23 protein-coding genes are annotated in these 22,103 nt (G+C 68.0%); 15 read left to right on the forward strand and 8 right to left on the reverse strand.

Annotated features, from left to right (window positions below):
- Positions 1 to 59: 59 nt before the first annotated feature.
- Both P8934_RS07175 and P8934_RS07180 read left to right on the forward strand, forming a co-directional pair.
- Positions 60 to 1,115, forward strand: coding sequence for a L,D-transpeptidase family protein (locus tag P8934_RS07175; protein ID WP_278033559.1), 1,056 nt, complete (start codon positions 60 to 62; stop codon positions 1,113 to 1,115).
- Positions 1,116 to 1,160: 45 nt separating this feature from the next.
- Positions 1,161 to 2,906 carry a mechanosensitive ion channel domain-containing protein gene (locus P8934_RS07180; protein ID WP_278033560.1) on the forward strand — a complete coding sequence of 582 codons (1,746 nt, stop codon included), beginning with the start codon at positions 1,161 to 1,163 and terminating at the stop codon, positions 2,904 to 2,906.
- A gap of 134 nt (positions 2,907 to 3,040) precedes the next feature.
- Here the strand turns inward: P8934_RS07180 and P8934_RS07185 are convergent, their stop codons facing one another.
- Positions 3,041 to 4,126: a methyltransferase domain-containing protein gene (locus P8934_RS07185; RefSeq protein WP_278033561.1), complete on the reverse strand. Its 1,086-nt coding sequence runs from the start codon at positions 4,124 to 4,126 to the stop codon at positions 3,041 to 3,043.
- A 98-nt stretch (positions 4,127 to 4,224) separates the two neighbouring features.
- Here P8934_RS07185 and P8934_RS07190 point away from each other — a divergent pair, with 98 nt between their 5' ends.
- Complete coding sequence (locus P8934_RS07190) at positions 4,225 to 5,247, forward strand: helix-turn-helix domain-containing protein (protein ID WP_278033562.1); 1,023 nt, start codon at positions 4,225 to 4,227, stop codon at positions 5,245 to 5,247.
- Between the two features lie 15 nt (positions 5,248 to 5,262).
- Here P8934_RS07190 and P8934_RS07195 read toward each other — a convergent pair whose 3' ends face one another.
- On the reverse strand, positions 5,263 to 5,697 hold the full coding sequence (locus P8934_RS07195; protein ID WP_278033563.1) for a RidA family protein: 435 nt from the start codon (positions 5,695 to 5,697) through the stop codon (positions 5,263 to 5,265).
- Positions 5,698 to 5,920: 223 nt separating this feature from the next.
- Here P8934_RS07195 and P8934_RS07200 point away from each other — a divergent pair, with 223 nt between their 5' ends.
- The 6 genes from P8934_RS07200 to P8934_RS07225 all read left to right on the forward strand — a co-directional run bounded on the left by P8934_RS07200 (position 5,921) and on the right by P8934_RS07225 (position 11,062).
- Positions 5,921 to 7,150 (forward strand): RNA polymerase sigma factor, encoded by a 1,230-nt coding sequence (locus P8934_RS07200; RefSeq protein WP_278033564.1) that lies wholly within the window; start codon positions 5,921 to 5,923, stop codon positions 7,148 to 7,150.
- Positions 7,151 to 7,227: 77 nt separating this feature from the next.
- Positions 7,228 to 8,067 carry a YciI family protein gene (locus P8934_RS07205; RefSeq protein ID WP_278033565.1) on the forward strand — a complete coding sequence of 280 codons (840 nt, stop codon included), beginning with the start codon at positions 7,228 to 7,230 and terminating at the stop codon, positions 8,065 to 8,067.
- Complete coding sequence (locus tag P8934_RS07210; protein ID WP_278033566.1) at positions 8,064 to 8,438, forward strand: YciI family protein; 375 nt, start codon at positions 8,064 to 8,066, stop codon at positions 8,436 to 8,438. The genes P8934_RS07205 and P8934_RS07210 overlap by 4 nt, the downstream gene beginning before the upstream one ends.
- On the forward strand, positions 8,435 to 8,788 hold the full coding sequence (locus P8934_RS07215) for a DUF1428 domain-containing protein (protein ID WP_278033567.1): 354 nt from the start codon (positions 8,435 to 8,437) through the stop codon (positions 8,786 to 8,788). Before P8934_RS07210 ends, P8934_RS07215 begins: the two co-directional genes overlap by 4 nt.
- Positions 8,789 to 8,957: 169 nt before the next feature.
- Entirely contained in the window at positions 8,958 to 9,404 is a 447-nt protein-coding gene (locus P8934_RS07220; RefSeq protein WP_278033568.1) for a PaaI family thioesterase, read from the forward strand.
- A 14-nt stretch (positions 9,405 to 9,418) separates the two neighbouring features.
- Positions 9,419 to 11,062 (forward strand): MBL fold metallo-hydrolase, encoded by a 1,644-nt coding sequence (locus P8934_RS07225; protein WP_278033569.1) that lies wholly within the window; start codon positions 9,419 to 9,421, stop codon positions 11,060 to 11,062.
- A 44-nt stretch (positions 11,063 to 11,106) separates the two neighbouring features.
- Here P8934_RS07225 and P8934_RS07230 read toward each other — a convergent pair whose 3' ends face one another.
- The 3 genes from P8934_RS07230 to P8934_RS07240 form a co-directional block, all read right to left on the reverse strand.
- Entirely contained in the window at positions 11,107 to 12,012 is a 906-nt protein-coding gene (locus tag P8934_RS07230; protein ID WP_278033570.1) for a cation transporter, read from the reverse strand.
- Positions 12,013 to 12,097: 85 nt separating this feature from the next.
- The gene (locus P8934_RS07235) at positions 12,098 to 12,808 is read right to left on the reverse strand and encodes an SIMPL domain-containing protein (RefSeq protein ID WP_278033571.1); all 711 of its coding nucleotides are present in this window, start codon (positions 12,806 to 12,808) and stop codon (positions 12,098 to 12,100) included.
- Positions 12,809 to 12,930: 122 nt separating this feature from the next.
- Positions 12,931 to 14,520 (reverse strand): BCCT family transporter, encoded by a 1,590-nt coding sequence (locus P8934_RS07240; protein WP_278033572.1) that lies wholly within the window; start codon positions 14,518 to 14,520, stop codon positions 12,931 to 12,933.
- Positions 14,521 to 14,674: 154 nt separating this feature from the next.
- Between P8934_RS07240 and P8934_RS07245 the strand changes: the two genes are divergently transcribed.
- Positions 14,675 to 15,352 carry a VTT domain-containing protein gene (locus P8934_RS07245; protein WP_278033573.1) on the forward strand — a complete coding sequence of 226 codons (678 nt, stop codon included), beginning with the start codon at positions 14,675 to 14,677 and terminating at the stop codon, positions 15,350 to 15,352.
- 106 nt (positions 15,353 to 15,458) lie between these two features.
- Positions 15,459 to 16,025 carry a hypothetical protein gene (locus P8934_RS07250; protein WP_278033574.1) on the forward strand — a complete coding sequence of 189 codons (567 nt, stop codon included), beginning with the start codon at positions 15,459 to 15,461 and terminating at the stop codon, positions 16,023 to 16,025.
- Positions 16,026 to 16,055: 30 nt separating this feature from the next.
- On the opposite strand, the gene P8934_RS07255 is transcribed toward P8934_RS07250, so the two are convergent.
- Positions 16,056 to 16,724 (reverse strand): CIA30 family protein, encoded by a 669-nt coding sequence (locus P8934_RS07255; RefSeq protein ID WP_278033575.1) that lies wholly within the window; start codon positions 16,722 to 16,724, stop codon positions 16,056 to 16,058.
- Between the two features lie 214 nt (positions 16,725 to 16,938).
- Between P8934_RS07255 and P8934_RS07260 the strand changes: the two genes are divergently transcribed.
- Positions 16,939 to 17,205 carry a hypothetical protein gene (locus P8934_RS07260; protein WP_278033576.1) on the forward strand — a complete coding sequence of 89 codons (267 nt, stop codon included), beginning with the start codon at positions 16,939 to 16,941 and terminating at the stop codon, positions 17,203 to 17,205.
- Between the two features lie 190 nt (positions 17,206 to 17,395).
- Positions 17,396 to 18,013 (forward strand): class I SAM-dependent methyltransferase, encoded by a 618-nt coding sequence (locus P8934_RS07265; RefSeq protein ID WP_278033577.1) that lies wholly within the window; start codon positions 17,396 to 17,398, stop codon positions 18,011 to 18,013.
- A gap of 234 nt (positions 18,014 to 18,247) precedes the next feature.
- Here the strand turns inward: P8934_RS07265 and P8934_RS07270 are convergent, their stop codons facing one another.
- Positions 18,248 to 19,555: a peptidoglycan-binding protein gene (locus P8934_RS07270; protein WP_278033578.1), complete on the reverse strand. Its 1,308-nt coding sequence runs from the start codon at positions 19,553 to 19,555 to the stop codon at positions 18,248 to 18,250.
- A gap of 105 nt (positions 19,556 to 19,660) precedes the next feature.
- Positions 19,661 to 20,077: a CIA30 family protein gene (locus P8934_RS07275; RefSeq protein WP_278033579.1), complete on the reverse strand. Its 417-nt coding sequence runs from the start codon at positions 20,075 to 20,077 to the stop codon at positions 19,661 to 19,663.
- Between the two features lie 136 nt (positions 20,078 to 20,213).
- Here P8934_RS07275 and P8934_RS07280 point away from each other — a divergent pair, with 136 nt between their 5' ends.
- Entirely contained in the window at positions 20,214 to 21,242 is a 1,029-nt protein-coding gene (locus tag P8934_RS07280) for a nitroreductase family protein (RefSeq protein WP_278033580.1), read from the forward strand.
- Positions 21,242 to 22,039, forward strand: coding sequence for a CPBP family intramembrane glutamic endopeptidase (locus tag P8934_RS07285; protein ID WP_278033581.1), 798 nt, complete (start codon positions 21,242 to 21,244; stop codon positions 22,037 to 22,039). The genes P8934_RS07280 and P8934_RS07285 overlap by 1 nt, the downstream gene beginning before the upstream one ends.
- Positions 22,040 to 22,103 lie beyond the last annotated feature (64 nt).

Consider the following 22,103-nt stretch of genomic DNA (forward strand, 5'->3'; position numbering starts at 1 on the left):
GAAACACTGTTCGCAAAGAGTCCCCTTTCCCCGATGACATCCCCGAGCCCATGCATACCATGACCTCTTCCACGCTCTACCCCCTGGCCAGGCGCTGCCGTCCCCTGGCGCTCTCCCTCGCGCTGCTGCTCCTGCCGGCGGTGGCCCTGGCCGAGCCGGAGTGGCCCCGTGGCCACTACCCGCTGCCCGAGACGGGCAACATGGTCGGCGAGGTCTATACCGTCGAGACGCGCGAGGGCGAGACCCTGCTCGACATCGCCCGCGAGCACAATGTCGGCTACGAGGAGATCCGCAATGCCAACCCGGAGGTCAGCCTCTGGGCCCCCGACCCCGGCACCGAGGTGGTGATCCCGGCGCGCTACATCCTGCCCCCGGCGCAGCGCGAGGGCGTGGTGATCAACGTGGCCGAGCTGCGCCTCTACTACTATCCGGATACCGCCGAGGGCGAGACGCCCCGGGTGGAGACCTACCCCATCGGCATCGGCCGGGAGGGCTTCAACACCCCGCTGGGCGTGACCAAGACCACCATGAAGCTCAAGGACCCGGCCTGGTACCCGCCCGAGTCGGTCCGCCAGGAGGCCAGGGAGAACGGCGAGCCGCCGCCCGAGGTGGTGCCGCCCGGCCCGGACAACCCGCTGGGCCAGCATGCCATCATGCTCGACATCCCCGGCTACCTGATCCACGGCACCAACCGGCCAGACGGCATCGGCATGCGGGCCAGCCGCGGCTGTATCCGCATGATGCCGGAGACCATCGAGGCGCTCTTCTCGCGCATCGAGGTCGGTGAACGGGTCAACATCATCGAGATGCCGGTGAAGGTGGGCCAGGAGGGCCAGCGCCTCTACGTGCAGTCCTTCAAGCCGCTCGAGGAGCAGGAGAACGGCATGGGCGACCTGCTGGAGGCACTCGGCCAGTTGCAGGCGAACGAGGCGGCGGCCAACATTCCGGTGGACTATGCCCGGCTGCGCGAGTCGCTGGAGGCCAGCAGCTGGCAGCCGGTCGCGCTGGCACCCCTGCCGGAAGAGGCCATCGAGCCCGAGCCGCTGCAGTGGTTCGACGAGATCCTGGCCATGCGGCCCTGGCACGGCCAGCTGGAGACCCGCCAGGAAGGGTAACAACAGCCGGAAAAGGGATTTTCCGATACTCAGGGAAGGACGCTTATGAAGATCCCGCTTGCGTGGATGCTGTTCGTGTTGCTGCTGGCCCCCTCCGGCCTGGGCGTGGCTCAGGAGGAGGGCGGGGAGACCCGCTGGTTCAGCGTCGACTCGCTGAATGCCGGCCTCGGCCAGCCGCCCGACAAGGTCGAGCGCAGGACGCCGCGCGACGCGGTACGTAGCTTCCTGGAATTGACCAAGGAGGAGGACTATTCGGCCGCGGCCCATCTGCTCAACCTTCTCGACCTGGCCCCTGAGGAGCAGGCCGAGCGAGGGGCTGTGCTGGCCAGGCAACTTGCCGCCGTCCTCCAGCGAGGAGAGTGGATCAACGTCTCTGATATTTCCGCGCGTCAGGATGCCATGATCGAGGCTGGCGCGGATCAGAGTGCCCGCGTCGGCCAGGCACGACGCAATCTCAAGCTCGCCTCCCTTGAGCTCGATGGGCAGAGCTACGAGGTACGCATTGCCCGTTACCGGATGGGAGAGCAGGACCCCGTCTGGTTGATCGCCCCCGAGACGATCACCGCGATCCCCAAGCTCTACGAGAAATATGGCCCTTCCTGGCTGGAAGACCATATGCCGGAAGGTTTACAAGGATCCTTCGGCAAGTTGAAGCTCTGGGAGTGGTTTGCCATCCCGATCTTCCTGGCTATCGCCAGCGCGGTGGGATGGGTCATCCATGGCCTGATGGGCCTGCTGGCGAGCCGCCTGCCCGCGGGACTCACCAGTGTCTTCGCGCAGATGATCCGGCTGCCCATGGCCTTCATCACCATGTCGTTGCTGGCGCAATGGCTGCTCGACTATGTGGTCTCCTTTTCGGGCGTGGTCACCGCCATCTTCCGCGGGCTGCTGATCATCATACTGGCCTGGGGCGTGGGCCTGATTGCGGTACGGCTCGTGGATACCCTGCTGATCAGGATGACGCGTCGCCTGGTGGGTGAGATCGACGACTCCAAGAGTCGCGACGATCGTCAGTTGCTGACCACCCTCCATGCGCTGCGTCGCTTCGTGATCCTGGTCACCGTGACGGTCGTGGTGATCTATGTGATCGCCCAGGTCAGCCTCTTCGAGACCCTCGGCGTGACCCTGCTGGCCTCGGCCAGTGTGGTGACGGTGCTGGTGGGTATCGCGGGCCAGGCCGTGCTCGGCAACATCCTGGCCTCCTTCCAGATCTCGCTGACCAAGCCGATCCGTATCGGCGACCTGTTGGTCTTCGAGGACCAGTGGTGTTACGTGGAAGGCATCTACTACACCTTCATCCGCCTGCGGCGGTGGGACGAACAACGGTTGATCGTGCCGGTGAAATACTTCGTCTCCAAGCCCTTCCAGAACCTCTCCGCGAAGAACTCCAAGCAATACCGGACCATCGTGTTGACCCTCCACCTCAGCGCGGATGTAGCGACCCTCAGGGAAAAGTTCAAGGAGTTCGCCATGGCCGAGGAGCAGGTTATCGACCACCACAAGCTGACCTGCTTCGTCACGGGGCAGCACGAGGCCACCCAGGAGATTTCGTTCTACCTCATGGGTCCCGAGACCTTTGAGGCCTGGGAAGCGGAGATGAAGGTCCGCGAGAAGCTGCTGGCCTTTATCCGTGACCATCATCCCGAATGGTGGCCCAGGGGAGTGGTGGTGCTCAGCCACCACGACATCACCCGGGGCGACACCCCGCCCAAGCGACGGATCCGGCGACCAGCCACGGTGGAGGAGGTCGACGAGACGCCATCTCCCGAGGGCGAGCCATCGTCCGAATAGGCCGGAGAGGGCAACCCCGATGTGCCCCTCGGCACCATTCTGAAGGGCCATTTTTTAGGACCATCTTGAAGGGCCGTCCGGTGCTGCCGGACGGCCCGGTCCCTGCCGCGCCTTCTTCGTCCTCCGTCGCCTCGTCAGGGGCGACAGATGAAGTAGTCGTTCTGGATGTCGTGTTCCAGCTGGTGGACCCGGATGTCGCGAAAACCCGCCTCCTCCAGGTAGGCCAGGGCCCGCTCGCGGCCCCACATGGTGCCGAGCCCCTCGCCGCCCTGGGCCAGCGAGACCGTCATGCAGTGGCTCACCGAGACGGCATAGAGCATCGTCCCCAGCGGGTGGTCGCGGTCCAGGTGGTGGTGGCTCGAGGCGTGGATGTCCTGGACCAGGTAGATGCCGTCAGGCGCCAGGCTGCGATGGATGCCCGCGAGCAGGCGACGCGGCCGGGCCTGGTCATGGATGCCATCGAAGGTGGTCACCAGGTCGAAGGCACCGGGCTCGGCGCTGACATCGAAGTCGCTCAGGTCACGGACCTCGAAGGCCAGATTGTCGAGCCCGGCCCGCTCGGCCTGGTCCCGCGCCCAGGCGATGGCCTCGTCGGAGAGGTCATAGCCGACGAAGTGGCTGGCCGGGAAGCGCTCGGCCATGGCCAGCAGGGCGCGGCCCCGGCCGCAGGCGCAGTCCAGCACCCGGATACCGGCATCGAGCCGCTCGGTGAGCCCAGGCGCCAGCGGCAGGATGGCGTCGAACAGTGCCGGCAGCACGGTCTGGCCGCTGTCGCTGGCCATTACCTCCTGGAAGCGCGGATAGCGCGAGTAGGGCACGCCACCGCCCTGGCGGAAGCAGCGGACCACGTCATCCTCCACACTGCCCAGCAGCGAGATAAACTGAGCATAGACGGCGAGGTTGGCCGGGCCCCGGTCGGTGAGCAGTTCGGCGTGGGCATCGGGCAGGCGATAGGTGCCGGCGGCCGGGTCGGTGTCGATCACGCCGCCGGCGACCATGCCGCCGAGCCACTCGCGCACGTAGCGCTCGTCAAGCCCGGTGCGCTCGGCCAACTCCCGGCTGGTGAGGGGCGCCTGGCCGGCCAGGGCCTCGAAGAGGCCGGTGCGGTGGCCGATGGCGGTGAGCAGCATCAGCCCGCTCTCGTTCAGGGCATTGACCAGTCGGGCCTCGAAGGCGCCGCTGTCGGCCTCGGCCACGGAAAGGGAATGGACGTTGCACATGGGTGTTCTCCTGCTTGTTGTTGGGGTGCAGGAGAACGGTACGGCGGAAGAAGAGCGTCAACGAAAGGGGAATGCGCCGTAAAGGGGTGTTTTCTGCCATGACCACGCTATCCACCACGCAAGTCGCCATCCTGGCGGTACCCGAGACTACCGCCAGCACCCTGTATGGCATGTTCGACCTCTTCGGGTCGGCCGGCCGCGACTGGGGGCTGCTGATGCACGGTCGTCCCGGTGCGCCGCTGCTGCAGCCGCTGATCGTCTCCCGCGACGGTCGCGGCTTTCGCACCCGCAACGGGGCCTGGATCGAGCCGGACGCGGCCCTGGTCGACTGTCGGGCGCCGACGGCCATCTGCATTCCCGAGCTGCTGGTGGTGCCTGGCGCCGAGCTTGCGGGGCACTACGACCCGGAGCTGGCCTGGCTGCTGGCCTGCCATGGGCGCGGGGCCTTGCTGGCCGCGGCCTGCACCGGCTCGCTGCTGCTCGCCGAGTCGGGGCTGCTCGCCGGGCAGGACGCCACCACCCACTGGGCCTACTGCGATGCCCTGGCCCGCCAGCATCCGGAGGTGTGCGTGCATGCCCATCGCGCCCTGGTGGTCAGCGGCGAGGGGGGCCGCCTGATCATGGCCGGCGGTGGCACCACCTGGATCGACCTGGCGCTGTTCCTGGTGGCCCGGCTGGTGGGGGTGGACGAGGCGATGCACCTGTCGCGGATCTTCCTGATCGACTGGCACCACGAGGGCCAGCAGCCCTATGCGGCCCTGACCACCGCCCGGCAGGTGGAGGACGCGCTGATCAGCGAGGCTCAGGTGTGGGTCGCCCTGCACTACGACACCCACTCGCCGGTGGCCGGCATGGTCCGCCGCAGCGGGCTGACCGAGCGCTCCTTCAAGCGTCGCTTCAAGGCCGCCACCGGCATGACGCCCATGGACTATGTGCATACCCTGCGCCTCGAGGAGGCCAAGCAGATCCTGGAGAGTGGCGACGAGCCCATCGAGGCGGTGGCCGAGCAGGTCGGCTACGCCGACCCGAGCTTCTTCCGGCGCCTGTTCGGCCGGCGCGTGGGGCTCATCCCGCGAGAGTATCGCCGGCGTTTTCGCGGCCTGCGCCTGACGCTGCAGTGACTCCCGCGCCGCTCCTCAGGTTCCTGAACTGTCCGCCTCCGGCGCCGGGTCGCTCTCCTCGCGCCTGGCGGGGCGGCGCGCCATCACGGTGATCTCCACGTGGGCGCCGCCATAGAGGCGGAGCGACTGGGTGCAGGTGCGTGCCGGGTAGCGATGTGCGTCGAAGAACTCGGCGTAGGCGGCGTCCATGTCGCGGATCATGTCGAGGTCGGTGATGTGCACGTCGACCCGCACCACGTCCGCCATGTCGCAGCCGGCGGTGGCCAGCATGCGCTGGAGGCTGCGCATCACCAGGCGGGTCTCCTCGGCCATGTCGCCGATCACCGTCTCGCCGCCCTGGATATCCTCGGCGGTGAGCCCCGAGAGGAAGACGTAGTCGTCGTCGATCACCATATGGCTGCCGGGAAAGAGCGGTAGGGGCAGGGTGGCATCGTTGTGGTATTGCGGCATGGTGGCGCACTCCGGAACGGGTGGGTCGTCATCTGGTCAAGCGTCGTCCAGGCGCACACGGATTTCCATCCCCGTGCGCTTCCATGCCAGTCCTCCAGCCTGGTGCGATGCTCCTGCTTATCGACGATGAAGCCCCCACTGACCCCATGCCGTTGCCCGTGCGGCGTTCTCGCGCCTGACGGCTAAGCTTGCAGTGAGCATCCCGGGCGAGACAGCCAGCGTCATGAATCACGATGCCACCATCGAACGGCTCTATCGGCAGCACTCGCGGCGTGTGCTGGCGACGCTGATTCGCCTGCTCGGCGACTTCGAGCTGGCGGAGGAGGCGCTTCAGGAGGCCTTCATGGCCGCCGTGCAGCAGTGGCCGGCGCAGGGCGTGCCGGAGCATCCTGCCGCCTGGCTGATCCGCACCGGCCAGCGGCGCGGCATCGACCAGATTCGCCGCCGCCAGACCTCACGCCAGCATGTCCATCTCGTGGCGTCCGATGAACCGGCGGCGAGCCTCGACGAGCGCAGCATCCAGCACGACCCGCTGAGGCTGCTGTTCACCTGCTGTCACCCCGGCCTGGCCCTGGACGAGCGGGTGGCCCTGACCCTGCGCGAGATGTGCGGGCTGACTACCGAGCAGGTGGCCAGGGCGCTGCTGCAAAGGCCCGCCGCCCTGGCCCAGCGCATCGTGCGGGCCAAGCGCCGGGTCCGCGATGCCGGCATTCCCTACGAGGTCCCGGATGCCAGGGAGCTGCCGAGGCGACTGCCCGATGTGCTGCGAGTGATCTATCTGGTCTTCAACGAGGGCTACTCGCAGAGTGCCGGCGATGCCCTGGTCGACGTCAGTCTCTCGGCCGAGGCCATGGAACTGGCCCAGGCGCTGGCCCGGCTGCTGCCCGAGGGGGAGGTGTACGGCCTGCTGGCGTTGATGTGGCTCCACGACGCCCGACGCGACGCCCGCCAGGGGCCGTGCGGGGAGCTGGTCCCCCTGGAAGAGCAGGACCGTGGCCGCTGGGACCGGCAGCGTATTCACGATGGCCTGGCACATCTCGGCCAGGCACTGGCGCTGACGCCCACCGGCCCCTACACGCTGCAGGCTTCGATCGCCGCCGAACATGTCCGCGCGTCCAGCGCCCAGGCGACCGACTGGGGGCGGATCGTGATGCTCTACGAGGCGCTATATCGCCAGCAGCCCTCGCCGGTGATCGCCCTCAACCGGGCGGCGGCGGTGGCCATGCGCGACGGCCCGGAGGTCGGCCTGCGCCTGCTGGAGGCGCTGGAGGCCCACAAGGCGATCGTCAACTACCACCTCTTCCATGCCGCCCGGGCCGACCTGCATCGCCGTGCCGGCCCCCCTCGGGAGGCCCGGCTCGCCTATGAGCGGGCCCTGGCGCTGACGTCCCAGCAGCCGGAGCGTCGCTTCCTGCAGCGCCGGCTGGCCGAACTGGCCTCCTCGTCGCGATAGAAAAATCGCGCGGGTCTGTCGATCTGCACCGCCGTCGCCCGACTCAGGGAGGCAACCAGCCAATAGAGGTGGAACTCATGCGATACATGCTGATGCGCAAGGCCGACCCGGCCACCGAGGCCGGCGAGCTGCCAGGGCAGGGCGTGCTCGAGGCCATGGCCGACTACAACAACCGGATGCTCGAGGCGGGGGTCTTCATCACCGGCGACGGGCTGCGACCCAGCCGCGAAGGCTGCCGGCTCGAGCGGCGCGACGGGCAAGTGCGGGTCACCCACGGCCCCTTCGGCGACACCGGGGAGCTGCTTGCCGGCTACAGCGTGCTGGAGGTGGACTCGCTCGAGGCCGCCATCGAATGGGCCCGGCAGTGGCCCGCCGAAGACGGCAACGTCACCCTGGAGCTGCGCCGCTACTTCAGCCTGGAGGACTTCGAGCCCGGCCCCGGCCTGGACAAGCACCGCGCCATGGCGCGCCTGCCCAGCGAGCTCAACGTGCACCTGTGCTTTCCTGGCAACTGCCGCGAGGCCATGACCTTCTACGCCGAGGTCACCGGCGGTCGGCTGGAGGCACTGATCACCTTCGGCGAGACGCCGGCCGCCCGGGACACCCCGCCCGAACGCCACGACCGGATCATCCATGCCTCGCTCAACATTCGCGGCCGCCGCCTGATGGGCGCGGACATGGCCGGCGACTGCTACCAGCCGCCGCAGGGCGCCCAGGTGCATCTCGACTACGAGACGCTCGATCGGGCCGAGGCGGTGTTCAACCGGCTGGCCGAGGGCGGTGAGGTCACCATGCCCTTCGGCGCCACCTTCTGGGCGCAGGGGGTCGGCATGCTCACCGACCGCTTCGGCGTGCACTGGATGATCGGCTGCCAGACTGGCCAATGTCCGATGAGCGAGGAGGAGAGCCAACCATGAAATACGCCGCGCTGGTCTACTACCAGGAACGCCTCATCCAGGCCATGAACGAGCAGGAGTGGCACGACCTCAACCAGGAGTGCCTGGCCGGGGTGGAACGCCTGACCGACCAGGGGCACTTCCTGGCCGGCCAGGCGCTGCAGCCGGTGGAGCGCGCCGCCAGCGTGCGGGTGCGCGATGGCGAAGTGCTGGTCTCCGACGGCCCCTTTGCCGAGACCAAGGAGCAGCTGGCCGGCTTCTACCTGCTGGACGCCCGCGACCTCAACGAGGCCCTGCAGCTTGCCAGCCGCATTCCCCCCGCGCGGTTCGGCACCATCGAGGTGCGCCCGGTGCGGGAACTTCCCCCTCGAGATACGGGAGACGCCTCATGACCTATGTCGATGGATTCGTTGCCGCGGTCCCCACCGCCAACCGCGAGCGATACCTCCAGCACGCCCGCGACGCCGCCGTGGTGTTCAAGGAGCACGGCGCCCTCACGATGGTGGAGTGCTGGGGAGACGATGTGCCGGAGGGCAAGCTCACCTCCTTCCCCATGGCGGTGAAGTGCCAGCCCGACGAGACCGTGATCTTCTCCTGGATCACCTGGCCCTCCCGTGAGGTGCGCGACCGGGGCATGGCCAAGGTCATGGGGGACCCGCGCCTGCAGCCCGAGGCGAACCCCATGCCCTTCGATGGCAAGCGCCTGATCTATGGCGGTTTCGACGTGGTGCTGGACGCATAGTATTGGACGCATAGTGTTGGACGCATAGTGGTGGACACTTAGTCCTGGACGAGCAGGGACGGGCGCATGGCGGGGGCGGACAGGCCTGCCCCCTGCCATCGACCAATGGGCCGGGCGCCTCCGGCATGGTATTGCTGGTGGCCGAGCCAATCACCATCAGGACCCCGTGATGCCCCAGGCCCCCGACTTCCCGCCGGCCAACCCCGATTATCGCACCGAGGTGGAGCGTATCCTCCAGGCGGCGCCCTTCATCCGCTCGCTCGGCGTCGAGGCCGTGGAGATCGCCCCGGGCCTGTGCGTGACGCGCCTGGCGGTGCGAGAGGAGCACCAGCAGCAGGATGGCTTCGTGCATGCCGGCGTGCTGGCCACCATCGCCGACCACACCGCCGGCGCCGCGGGTGCCACCCTGATCCCGGCGGGCGCGATCGTGCTCACCGCCGAGTTCAAGATCAACCTGCTGCGCTCGGCCCGCGGGCGCGAACTTCGCTGCGTGGGGCGGGTGCTCAAGCCCGGGCGCACCCTGATCGTCGCCGAATCCGAGGTCTACGCCGGCGAGGAGGGCGCCACCCTGGTGGCCAAGGCCACCGTGACCCTGGCGGTGGTCACGCCGCGCTGATGGTGGGGGAGCGCATGACCGAGATCCGTCCCGCCGCGACCCTCGCCCTGGTGCGCGATGGCGACAGGGGGCTGGAGGTCCTGCTGCTGCAGCGCACCTGGCAGGCGGCCTTCCTGCCCGGCCACTTCGTCTTCCCCGGCGGGGCCGTCGACCCCCAGGACCCGGACGTGCGCGCCTTCACCTCCGGCCGCGGAGACGCCGCCATCAGCCAGACCCTGAGCCTCGACGAGGGCGGGGCCGACTACATGATCGCCGCACTGCGCGAGTGCCTCGAGGAGGCGGGCCTGCTGCTGGCCGTGGACGGCCAGGGACGCCTGCCGCCGGGGGACCATCCGGTGCTGACCGAAGGGCGCGAGGCCCTGCGACGCGAGGCGACCAGCTTCCATGCGCTGTGCAAGCATCATGGGCTGGTGCTGCCGCTGGACCGGCTGGCCTACCTGGGCCACTGGGTCACGCCGCGGGGCGCACCACGACGCTTCGACACGCGCTTCTTCGTGGCCCTGGCGCCGCCGGGCCAGCAGGCGGCGCACGACGGCAGCGAGACCATCGACCACGCCTGGCTGACCCCCGCCGAGGTGCTGGCCGCGCATCGCCAGGGCCGCATGGCGCTGGGCTATCCGACCCTGCGCACCCTGCGTCTGCTCGCCGACTTCGCCACCGCCGAGGGGCTGTTGCGCCATGCCCACGCCAACCCGCCGACGCCGCGCCCCAGCCGCCCCTGGCCGGCCCGCAAGGGCGGCGTCGCCTGGCAGGTGGAGCCGGATGCCCCGGCCTATGCGGAGGTGCGCCGCCTGGACCCCCACCGGCGGGGCACGGCCAGCGCCGAGATCGCACCCGGCCGGCCTGTCGAATTGGCGCCGGGGGTGACCCGGGTGACGGCGCCCAACCCCGGCGCGATGACCGGCCCCGGCACCAACAGCTACCTGCTCGGCGACGGCGATGACCATCTGGTGATCGACCCCGGCCCCGCGGATCCGGCCCACCTGAAGCGGCTGCTGGCGCTGACCGCCGGGAAGATCTCCCGGGTGCTGGTGACCCACACCCATGTCGACCACTCGCCGGGAGCGGCCTGGCTCAAGGCGCGCACCGGCGCCCGGCTGGTGGGCCTGCCGCCGCCGCCCGGGGCCAGTCAGGACGCCGGCTTCGTGCCCGACCACCGGCCAGCCCACGGCGAGTGCCTCGAGACGCCCGCGGGCCCGCTCAAGGTGCTGCATACGCCAGGCCACGCCTCCAACCACCTCTGCTACCTGCTGGAGCCCGCGCGGCTGCTGTTCTCGGGCGATCAGGTGATGCAGGGCTCCACGGTGGTGATCAACCCGCCGGACGGCGACATGGCCGCCTACCTTGCCGCCCTGCAGGCCCTGGGCGAGGAGTCCTTCGATACCATCGCCCCGGGCCACGGCTTCCTGATCGGCGAGGCCCACGCCGCCATCGACTTCCTGGTCACCCATCGCCTGGCCCGCGAGCACAAGGTGTGCCGGGCCCTGGCGCGCCACGCCCCGGCGAGCCTCGAGGCACTGACACGCCACGCCTACGACGACGTGCCGGCGGAGAAGCTTGGGGTGGCGGCGCGCTCGGCGCTGGCCCACCTGCTCAAGCTGGAGGCCGAGGGGCGCGCCGCGCAGCAGGCGGGGCAGTGGGTCCCGCGGGAGGACTAAGGGCGGGCTCGCGGCTGGGCGGCCTTCAGGACGAGTCGCCTGGCCTAGGCCCAGCGCTCGTCGGCGGTAAAGGCCACGGTGAACCAGCGCCGCTCCGGCGGCGGGCTCAGCCCGGCGCTGATCTGCTCGCGGATCTCGTCGAGCACGGCGATGCCCTGGCCCTGCCCGTACTCGGGCGTGGTGACGATATGGATCTCGATGTAGTGGCCGCGTCCGGCCTTGGCCACGTGGCTGTAGTAGCGCAGCAGCCCCTCGCGCGCCATCACCGGGGCCATGGCTGAATGCACCTCGCGGTCGATCTCGCTCGGCGCGATCAGCAGCACCTCCTTCATGGCGCGACGCACGATGCCGATGGGCACTGGCATGAAGCTGGCCGTCAGCACCATCAGCAGCACCGAGTCCACGTAGGGGGTGAGGTGCGCCCAGGCGGTGCCCTGCAGGAAGCGGGCGATGATGAAGGCCACCAGCAGCGAGGTGGTGATCAGCGCCGCCATCAGCCAGCCCTGCATGTCGATGTGCACGAACTCCGAGTCGGCCGTGCGATTGATGCGCCGCTGGTAGGCGGTCATGGCGAAGCAGACGATGGCCACCACCACCGCATAGCCGATCGCCAGGTCGAAGGCGAGTTCGCGGCCGCCCTCGCGCAGGTCGAGCAGGGCGGTGAGGAAGGCATAGAAGCAGAGCAGCATCAGGATGCTGCCGTTGAGCGCCGCTACCAGCGGCTCCAGGTGCCAGTAGCCGTGCTGGAAGCGCTCGCTGGCCTCGCGCACGGCGAGCCGCGCCACCAGCAGCGCCAGCCCCGACATGGCGGCGTCGATGGTGGAGAAGACACCATCGAAGAGGATCGACTGCGAGCCGGCCAGCAGGCCGAAGGTGACCCCGAGGCTTGAGACCCCCAGGGTCATGAGGATGGAGAGCTTGAGGGCGCGCTGCTCGAGGGTGGCTTGCATGACGGGTCTCTGGGGCGGAAAGCCTTCCAGTCTAGCCGAGCGGGGTGGGGCGGGCGAGGGGGCGACGATGGCCGCTGTCGTCGCCTCAGCGCAGGTAGTAGTCCACGGTGGTTACCACCCGCACCGTCTTCACCGGCTGTTGCGCCTCGGTGATGCCCATGGCCTGGTCCCGCGCGCGGATCTCGAACACCCCCTGGTTGGCGCGGCGCAGGTCGCCCACGTCGGCATCGGCGTCGCGGGCGAACTGCTCGGCGGCCTCCCGCGCCGCCGCGGTGGCCTCGGCGATCATCTCCGGCTTGATGTCGTTGAGCCCGCTGAACAGATAGAGCGGGCCGCCGGGGCCGTAGTCGGAGGAGAGCACCACCCCGGCGTCGAGCAGCTCGCCCACCGCCTGGGCGGTGTCGCGGATGCGCGCGATCTCCTCGCTGCGCACCGTCAGCGTCTGGTTGATGATGAATTTCTGCTCGCGATCACCGCCCTGGTAGGGATTGGCGGCAGTGTCGTTGACATTGAGGCGCTGCAGCTCCACCTGCGCGGTATCGATGCCGTGGTCCTCCAGGAAGGCGAGCACCGCCTCGCGGCTGGCACTGGCCTCGTCGCTGGCCTGCTGCAGCGTCTCGCCGGTGGCCACGAAATGGAGCGGCCAGAGGGCGAGGTCGGCCTGAACTTCCCGTTCGGCCAGGCCCTTGACCGTGACGTAGCGGTCGCCGGTGCGCAGGCCGATCAGCCCCTCGGCGACCAGCGACGCCGCCACGATCGCGGCGATACCCAGAATCAGGGCGGGGAGGACTTTCATGACGGCTCCTTCTGCAGGATGGCCGGCCAATGGCCAGCAGGGGCGGGAGGCACCGCACCCGATGCCTCCATGATACGCCAAGGCTGCAGGATTTGGCCGTCAGTCCGCCGTTCCCCGCAGGCTCACTCGGCCCCGGCGCTGGCCACCGAACTGGACACGATGATGCCCTGTTCCCGCGCCATGGCATAGGCCGCCCGGGGGCCGGCCCACAGCGAGGGCAGCAGCACCAGCGAGACGGGAATCGCGGTGATCACGATGAACTGCTGCAGCGCGCCGATCTGTCCCGCGCCCATGTAGAGCAGGATACCCGCCATCAGCGCCATGGCGATGCCCCAGAAAGCGCGTACCAGCGGGCTCGGCGCGTCGTGGCCGGCGCACACCACGGCGATGGCGTAGCTCATGGAGTCGCCGGTGGTGGCCACGAAGATGCTGGTCAGCAGCAGGACGGCCAGCGCCATCAGGGACCCGCCCGGCAGCGCCTGGGCCACGGTGAGGGTTGCCACGTCGAACTGGAAGTTGTTCAGCGCCTCGGCGAGGTCGATCGCTCCAGTCAGCTGGTAGTGGATGCCGGAGCCGCCCAGCAGGGTGAACCAGATCGCGGTGGCCACCGGGGCCATCACCGCTACGGCGAGGATCATCTCGCGGATGGTGCGCCCGCGGGAGATGCGTGCCACGAAGATCGCCATCAGTGGCGCGTAGCCGATGAACCAGGCGAAGAAGAACACCGTCCACCACTGCATCCACCAGGCCGGTGCGGTCTCGGCGCTCATGGTGGCCATGGTGAAGAACGACGACAGGTACTCGCCGAAGCCCTGGCTGAAGGCGTTGACCAGGAACAGGGTGGGGCCGGCTATCAGGATCACCGCCGCGATGGCCAGCGCCAGGAAGACGTTGAAGCGCGACAGGAGCTGGATGCCCTTGTGGATGCCGGTCATCGCCGAGGTGACATAGACTCCCGCCAGCAGCACCAGGATACCGAGCTGGGTGGCGTAGCCCTCGCTGACGCCGAACAGCTCGTGCAGGCCGAAGCTCATCTGGGTGGCGAGGAAGCCGATCGGGCCGACGGTGCCCGCGACCACGGCGATCACGCAGCAGGCATCCACCACGCTGCCCAGCGCGCCCTTCATGACGCGCTCGCCGAGCACCGGGTAGAGCAGGGTGCGCGGCTGCAGCGGCTGGCCCTTCACGTAGTGGGCGTGGGCCAGCACGATGGCGGAGAGCGAGCCCAGCACCGCCCAGGCCAGGAAGCCCCAGTGCATGAACGACTGGGCCAGGGCGCCGGCCACGGCCTCGGCGGTGCCCGCTTCGGTGTCGAAGGCCGGCGGGGTTACCACGAAGTGGTAGACCGGCTCGCCCGCGGCGAAGAACACGCCGCCCCCGGCCAGCAGCGTGCACATGATCATCGACAGCCACTTGAAGGTGCTGATCTGCGGGCTATCCAGGTTGCCGACCCGGGCGCCGGCCGCTGGCGAGATGGCCACGCCGATGGCGATCAGGAAGGTCAGCAGCAGCAGGAGCTGGAAGTAGGTGCCCAGGGTGGCCGCCGTCCAGGCGAAGCCGGCGCTGATGCTGTCGGCCACCAGGTCGATGTCGTAAAGCGAAAGGCCGACGAAGGCGACGATGAAGCCGACCGTTAGCAGCAGCACGATGGGATCGCCCAGGCGCGACAGCGCCGAGGCCCTGACGGGTGCAGGGGTATGGTTCGAAGGCATGGGGACGCTCTAGTTGCGGAGGATGTGTGCGTCGATGGGACGTGACGCCGACTAGAGCGATGGCATTCTAACAATCTTCTACTTAGGTCTAAAGGGATGACCCGGCTCGGCGGGCATGCCACCATGGTCCTCGATGCATGACCGAGGCGCCTTGATGCTCAACGACAGTCCGCCAAGCCGCCCCTGGCGCTGGGTGGCGCTCGGCGCCACGCTGCTGATGGCCGGCTACCTGTGGATCTGGCACTCGCCCGATCTGGCCGAGCTCCAGCGCTGGGCCGACCAGGCCTCCCACCACCCCGCAGTGATCGTCTCGGTGATCGCGATCATGGCGGTGACCCTGGCCATCGGGTTGCCCGGCAGCATCGGGCTGTGGCTGATCGCGCCCTTCTATACGCCCCTGGCGGCCACCCTGATGCTGACGGTCGGCAGCGTGGCGGGCGCCCTGGGGGCCTACTACCTCGCTTCCCGCTTCAGCGACCGCTGGAAGCCCAGGGGCCTCACTCGCAATGTCATGGGCAAGCTGGAGAAGCGCAGTGACTTGCTGACCCAGTGCGCCCTGCGCGTGCTGCCGGGGTTCCCCCACTCCGTGGTCAACTTCGCCGCCGGCTTGCTGCGCCTGCCGTTGGCAACCTTCGTGATGGCGGGCATCATCGGCCTGAGCGCGAAATGGGGGGTCTACTCCAGCGCCATCTACGGCGCGCTGGAGGCGGTGGAGACCGAGCAGGCCGTGAGTCCGAGCGTGATCCTGCCGCTGGTCGCCCTGACCCTGCTGCTGCTGATCGGTGCCTGGCTCAGGCGCCGCGTCGAGGCCCACGGTCACCCGTTGGGGTAGAAGGTTAGTGCCTCGCCTTGAGCGGGGGTAGGCAGGAATCGCGGTCGCGCAAGAGCGCTGGAGTGAATTGGGTCGTGACCTCACTGTTCTCTGAAGGAAAGCGCCCATGAGGTGCTCAGTCAGTGCTGCCTGGTATCCGGTTCTCGTAGCCGCCGTCCTTTCATCGGGCTGTTCGTCGCACGGCGCCTATCCCGTCGAATGGGGCGGCCTCTCGGCACCCCCAGGCGATAGCTGCCCCTCGCTTGCGGGGGAGTTTCAGAACGCGGGTGAGCGAGCCGTACCGGAGGGTGGCTCGCCGCAATATTCCCCGCCTTATCTCTCCAGCTATTTCCTTGCGGACACCGCCGCGGCAGCGCGGGCGACGCGTGTGCGAATCACGGGCGATGCGAACACAGAGCTCATGGTAGAAGCGCTCGGCGAGGCCGCTTCCCTCGAGCCACGGATCCTGCAGCAGCAGGAGGATTATCGATGCGAGGACGGGTGGCTGTTGCTTGAGTCGTCTCGCTGGGTGGCGGAACAAGTGAGTGGCTTCGAGTCCATGACCTATCGTTTTCGCAGGGCGAACGATGGCGCCCTGGTGGTACAGGTGAGTGCTTCCGCGCTCGGCGTGATCTTTGTGGTGCCCATTGCCGGTAGCTCGACCGAGTGGCACCGCTTCCCGCCGGTGGAGTAGGGGCACAGAGCATGTCGCGTTGTCCAGAGGCTACAAATCTTTCATTGTCGCCAGCCACGCCACCTCCAGCCGAAACGGACCCGCCTGACGGTCGACGATCATCAGCCCCAGCTGCTCGATCCTCGCAGGGTCGACAGCCGGAACATCCTCGAGAAGCCGGCCGCGAAAGACGGGCTCGAACTCGCTCCAGGTGAACACCACTCGCTGCCACTGGCCGGTTCTGGGTTGGAAGCTGGCGCGGTAGGCCGCGCCCTGAGGCAACTGGTCGGTATACAGACGCAGCTGGTAGCGACGCCCGTGGCCGCGAACGTAAAGCTCAAGCCCAGGGTGTTCGCTCAGGTCGAAGGCCTCGGGGTCGCGGCGTACCGAGGCGAAGCCGCCATTGTTCTCGAGCGACGTCTCGCCGCTGAAGACGCCGATGCCGCCTTCCACCCTCAGGCCGCCGCGGGAGACACCGCCCATCACGGCGTCGTTGATGGCCCGCCAGCGGCCGGCCTCATCAGGATCCTGGAAGTCGATCAGATAGGTCATGGGCTCACCTTGTCGCATGCAATCTGGAGTGGTCTCGCGTTTTTCCTGTCCCATCACGGTCACCTGCGGCTTGAGGGCGTGACCTTCGGCGAGGGCCATGCCAATCATGGTGGCGGCCGCCAGGCTGACAACTGCCAGCATCCGAGTTGTCAGGTGCCATCGCGTCATCACGGTTCCTCATGGGGGGCGGAAAACGGGTCGACCTGGTTGGCAGAGTGTCGCATGCTGAGATTAGCAAGACATGAAAGAACTGAGCCACAGGGAGAAAGTGCACCCGGCATTCGTGGCGCTATGTCACCTCCGTGGTTTTTCCGGTCCTCACCGACTGCTCAGCGCGCTCGAAATGGCTTGAACCCAGTATTCAGACAGAAAGGAGGCTCTGATGCGTCGCAAACCTATCGTTGCTGTGCTTTCTTGCGCAGCACTTGTCGCCGGTGGCTATCTTTTCAATAACCGCAGGATGAGAAAGAAGGCCCCGATCAGGCAACGATGTTCCATGATGCAGCGAATGCTGGCGGCCATGCCCGAAGACTCGCCACCGAAAGTGATTTCGTCGGTCATGCCGCGCTTGCAGGAGCAGAATGAGGAGATCCTTGCCCTCCTGAGAGAGCAGAACCAGCTTCTCCGGGCAAGCCAGCGTAGCGAATAGCCCTCGGATGCAGGGGCTCGTTGGCGGCTGCCCGGACTTGGTGCAGCGCTTCGGCCGGGGTCCCGCCATGCCCCGTTCGCTGGGTCGCCCGGTGGAGCGTGTGATGGAGCAGGAGCAGGCATGATGCGCGAAAGCGCGTTCCGTCCCTTGCTGCTTTGTCCATATGAGCATCGACACAGGATGGCATGAAATGAGTCAAAAGGATCACTGGGAGAAGGTCTACGCGAGCAAGGCGTCTGAGGAGACGGGGTGGTATGAGCCACATTTGCAGACCTCCCTGGATCTCATCCAGGGCCTTGGTCTGTCCCTGGACGCCTCAATCATCGATGTCGGTGGGGGAGCGTCAACCCTCGTCGATGACCTGCTGGACGCGGGCTATCGGTCCATCACGGTGCTCGATATCTCCGCGAGAGCCCTGTCTCTGACAAGAAAGCGGCTGGGAACAAGGGCAGAGTCCGTGACATGGCGGGTGGGTGATATTGAAGATATTGACCTGCCCGAGGGTCAGTATGATGTGTGGCATGATCGCGCCGTGTTTCATTTCCTCACCGACGTTGAACAGCAGCGTAACTATCGGGACAAGCTCCTGAATGCGCTAGCGCTGCGTGGGCACTTCGTGGTCGGCACCTTTGCGCCGGAAGCGCCACCATCCTGCAGTGGGCTACCGGTGCAGCGGTACAGTCCGGAACAGCTGGAAGCGACACTGGGCGCGAGTTTCGAACTGATGAACCAGCGCAAATCCCTGCACCTGACGCCGGGAGGGGTAAGGCAAATGTACCTGTATTGCCATTTCCGTAAGTCATCCTGATGGGCTCCAGCAGCCTCTTCACCACCTCTCTCATGGGATGGCAGCATCTACATGGTAGAGGCAACCGTCGGGGTCAATGACAGGAAGCGGCACCCCTCCCGTGCCGGACGATAACCGGGTGCATGCCCCCCTTTGCTTTCGAGTGAAATCGCCGATGAAGCGCTCAGTCAGTGCTGCCTGGTATCCTGTGATCGTCGCCCTCGTTCTTTCATCGGGCTGTTCGTCACACGGCGCCTATTCCTCCAGCCTGATCCGGCGCAGGGTGTAGTCGCCCCCCTGGTTGGCCAGCACGAAGCCCTGGAAGGGATCGCGCAGGCCATTGTCCTGCACACGCAGCAGCCGCTGGTCATCCACGCGAACCTGCATCTGTCCGTCCTCGTCACGGGTCCAGACGATGCGGTGGAAGCGGCCGTCCTCGAGGTCGAGGCTGCCTGCGTGGCGGGCGACCACCTCGGCGCCTCCGGAAACCAGCCTGACCAGGCTGAGCCCCGGGCGCGAGCCGGGCGTGTAGACCAGGCGATAGCCGGTGCCGCTGGGTCGGTTGCCCTGGAAGACCCCGAGCTCCAGGCTGCCGGGCCGCTGCCGGGAGGCGACCTCCAGTTCCATCCTGAAGGCGTTGTCGACGGGGGCATTGACGAAGATGTGCGCCGGTTCCACGGGGACCGTCACCCCCTCCTGCCCGGTATTGCCCGTTTGCTCGAGGATCAGCGAGAGCATTGCCAGACCGATCTCCTCCGGACTTTCGGCGCTGAGCTGGCGTGATTCGCGAGCGGTCGACCGCCTCGTCTCCACGATGCTCCGCAACCCGTTCTCATCCACCTCGAAGTCGCCGCTGAGCACCGTCCAGGGCGGATCACGACGGTAATCGCCGTCGCTGAAGTCGTCCTGCAGGGCGACCCGGGACTCGGCAGCGGGTGGCGGCTCGGAGGATGACGCCACTTCCTGTCTCTCCGTCTCACGCAGGCGTCTCAACAGCTCGGCCGTTGCGCGGCCGTCCTGGGCCATGTCCCTGTCCGCCTGGTACTCGCGTATCGCACTGCGGGTGCGGCGTCCCATGGCGCCATCCACCGGGCCGGCGTCATAGCCGAGCCGATTGAGCTCGCGCTGTATCTCGGCCACGCCCTGCCGGTCCGACAGGGTCTCGATGTCGGGCCGCGCTCGCTCAGTCGCCTGTGAAACAGGCGCCTCTTCGGGTTGCCAGCCGCGTGTCGCCCGCTGCGCCTCGGCGACCTGTCCGGCCGTCATGCGTTCGGCCAGTGAATCGCGTGCCTCGGCGGCATGGCGGTGGCCGCGGGCCGCGGCCAGGTTGTACCACTTGTGGGCCTGCACGTAATCCTGGGCGGTCCCGTTGCCGGCCTCGTGCAGGCGGCCCAGCATGTACTGGGCATCGGCATCGCCGCGTCTGGCTGCTGCGCCGAACTCCTGCAGTGCCTGGCGGTACTCCTGCCGTTCGTAGTAGCGCATGCCGTCGGCGTAATCGGCGCTGGCCAGTCCGACGGAACCGACGAGGATAAGACTGAGTACGAGTCCCTTGATGATCACGGTCGTGCCTCCATTGAACGGGCTTGTCATCCGTAACCTCAGGATAGGCAAGATGCGTGATGACGCAGGCCGAATGGTGCTGACGGGGCGAGTCAGGTGAATGGCTTAGCTGTTCAACGTCCCCAACCACGCCACCTCCAGCCGTCGGCCGCGGAATACCGCCTCGAAGTCGTGCCAGGGCAGGGCGACGCGCTGCCACTCGCCGGCGGGGGGCTGGAAGATCGCGCGGTAGGCCGCGCCCTGTGGCAGTTGCTCGGTATAGAGGCGAAGCTGGTAGCGGCGCCCGTCGGCGCGCACCTGCAGCACCATACTGGGGGTGTCGCTCAGGTCGAACGGCTCGGGCTCGCGGCGCACCGAGGCGAAACCGCCGTTATTCTCGAGGGACGTCTCGCCGCTGAACACCCCGATGCCGTCTTCCCCATGCAGGCCGCCGCGGGAGACGCCGCCCATCACGTCATCGTTGATGGCCCGCCAGCGCGTGGCCTCGTCCGTGTGGCGAAAGTCGATCAGGCGTGCCGTCATTGGGGGCCTCCGGGGTTGGACGTCGTCAGGTGCCCAGCTTGCCTGCCATGACATCCGCTGTCTTGTGCGGCGTCACCGCCGCGAAAGAAATGCGACATACTCTGAGAGGCATCGGCCAGCGAGTTGAGGACGCTCAATGAACTACGACGAGGCGGTGAAGCGCACCTGGCGCGTGGACAAGGCACCGGCGCAGGAAGAGGCCGAGCGCTTCAAGACGCTCATCCGCTACGCCACCCTGGCGCCCTCGGGCCACAACACCCAGTGCTGGCGGTTCCGGGTGGAGGAGGACGCCATCCGCATCCTGCCCGACCTGACCCGGCGCACGCCGGTGGTCGACCCCGACGACCATCACCTCCATGTGTCGCTCGGCTGCGCCACGGAGAACCTCTGCCTGGCGGCCCGGGCGATGGGGCTCTCTGCCGAGGCCGAGTTCCAGCCGGAGGGCGCTGGCGAGGTCCGGGTGACCCTCACGCCCGGCGAGTCCGAGAGGTCGCCGCTGTTCGAGGCCATCGCCTCGCGGCAGTGCACGCGCAGCGACTACGACGGCACGCCGCTCTCTGCCGAGGAGCGGCGCCGGCTCGAGGCGGCGGGCAGCGGGAACGGCGTCTCGGTGGTGCTGCTTACCGAGCGCGAGGCGATCGAACGGGCGTTGGCGTTCATCCTGGACGCCAACACGCGGCAGTTGGAGAATCCTGACTTCCGGCGGGAGCTCGAGGCCTGGATCCGCTTCAACGACGCCGAGGCGGTGGAGAAGGGCGATGGCCTGAGTGGCCGGGCGACCGGCAACCCCCAGGCGCCGCGCTGGTTGGGGAAGTACCTGATGCGCGCCATGCTGCGGCCGAAGCCGGAGAACGCCAAGCTGGCCCGCCAGGTGCGAAGCTCCGCCGGTCTGGCGGTGTTCGTCTCGGCCGTGGATGACCGGGCCCACTGGGTCGAGGCCGGTCGTTGCTACCAGCGCTTCGCCCTGCAGGCCACGGCGCTGGGCCTTCGCAATGCCTTCGTCAACCAGCCGGTGGAGGAGGCGAGCGTGCGCCCCGGGTTCGCCCGGTCGCTGGGACTGCCAGGTGGTCGCCCAGACCTGGTGGTGCGCGTCGGCCGTGCCCCGGCCATGCCCCGTTCGCTGCGACGCCCGGTGGAGAGCGTGATGCCGCAGGGGGAGGCGTGATGCGCGAGCGCGCGCTGCTGCCCTTCCTGCTTGTCACCTTCGCGATCGCCTGGGGCATCCTGGCGGGCTACCTGTTCCTCAACGAGCCGATGAGCCGGATGTTCGGCCCCATCACCGGCCAGCATCCGCTGTTCTACCTGGCTGTCTATGCGCCCGCCATCGCGGCGTTGCTTGTCGTCTTTCACGGCGAGGGGCCCGGCGGCGTGCGTCGCCTGCTGGCGCGGCTGCTGCTATGGCGCGCCTCCTTCGGCTGGTATGCGTTCCTGTTCCTCGGAGTGCCGCTGGTCTTCTATGTGGCGGCCCTGTGGCAGGGGTGGCGGTTCGGTGACCCGCCCCACTTCGCGTCGCTGTCCGGCTGGCTGGTGGCCGCGCTGCTGATGGCCATCAAGGGGCCCGTGGAGGAGCTCGGCTGGCGAGGCGTGGCGCTTCCGCTGCTGCAGCGTCGCTTCACGCCCTTCTCGGCCGCGATCCTCCTGGGGTTGATCTGGGGCCTCTGGCACCTGCCGGCGTTCCTGCTCGGCGGCACGCCCCAGGGGGCCTGGTCCTTCCTGCCGTTCCTGGTCGGCGCCGTGGCGCTCAGCCTCATCGTCACGCCGATGTTCAATGCCTCGCGGGGCAGCCTGCTGCTGCCGGTGCTCTTCCACTTCCAGCTGATCAACCCCCTGTGGCCGGATGCCCAGCCGCTCGAGAACCTGCTGTTCCTGGCGGTGGCCCTGGGCGTCGTCTGGCGCCACCGCCGGACCATGTTCCGCCGCGAGGGGGCCGTCACGGCGGTGACGCCGCATGAGGGGGCGTGAGGGTCGGGTCCCCGTTGGCCTGTTGCTGGTATCCTTCGCTTCAGCACCCGTCGATGACGCGATC

The organism is Halomonas sp. CKK8 (assembly GCF_029625235.1).
Lineage (GTDB): Bacteria > Pseudomonadota > Gammaproteobacteria > Pseudomonadales > Halomonadaceae > Halomonas > Halomonas ventosae.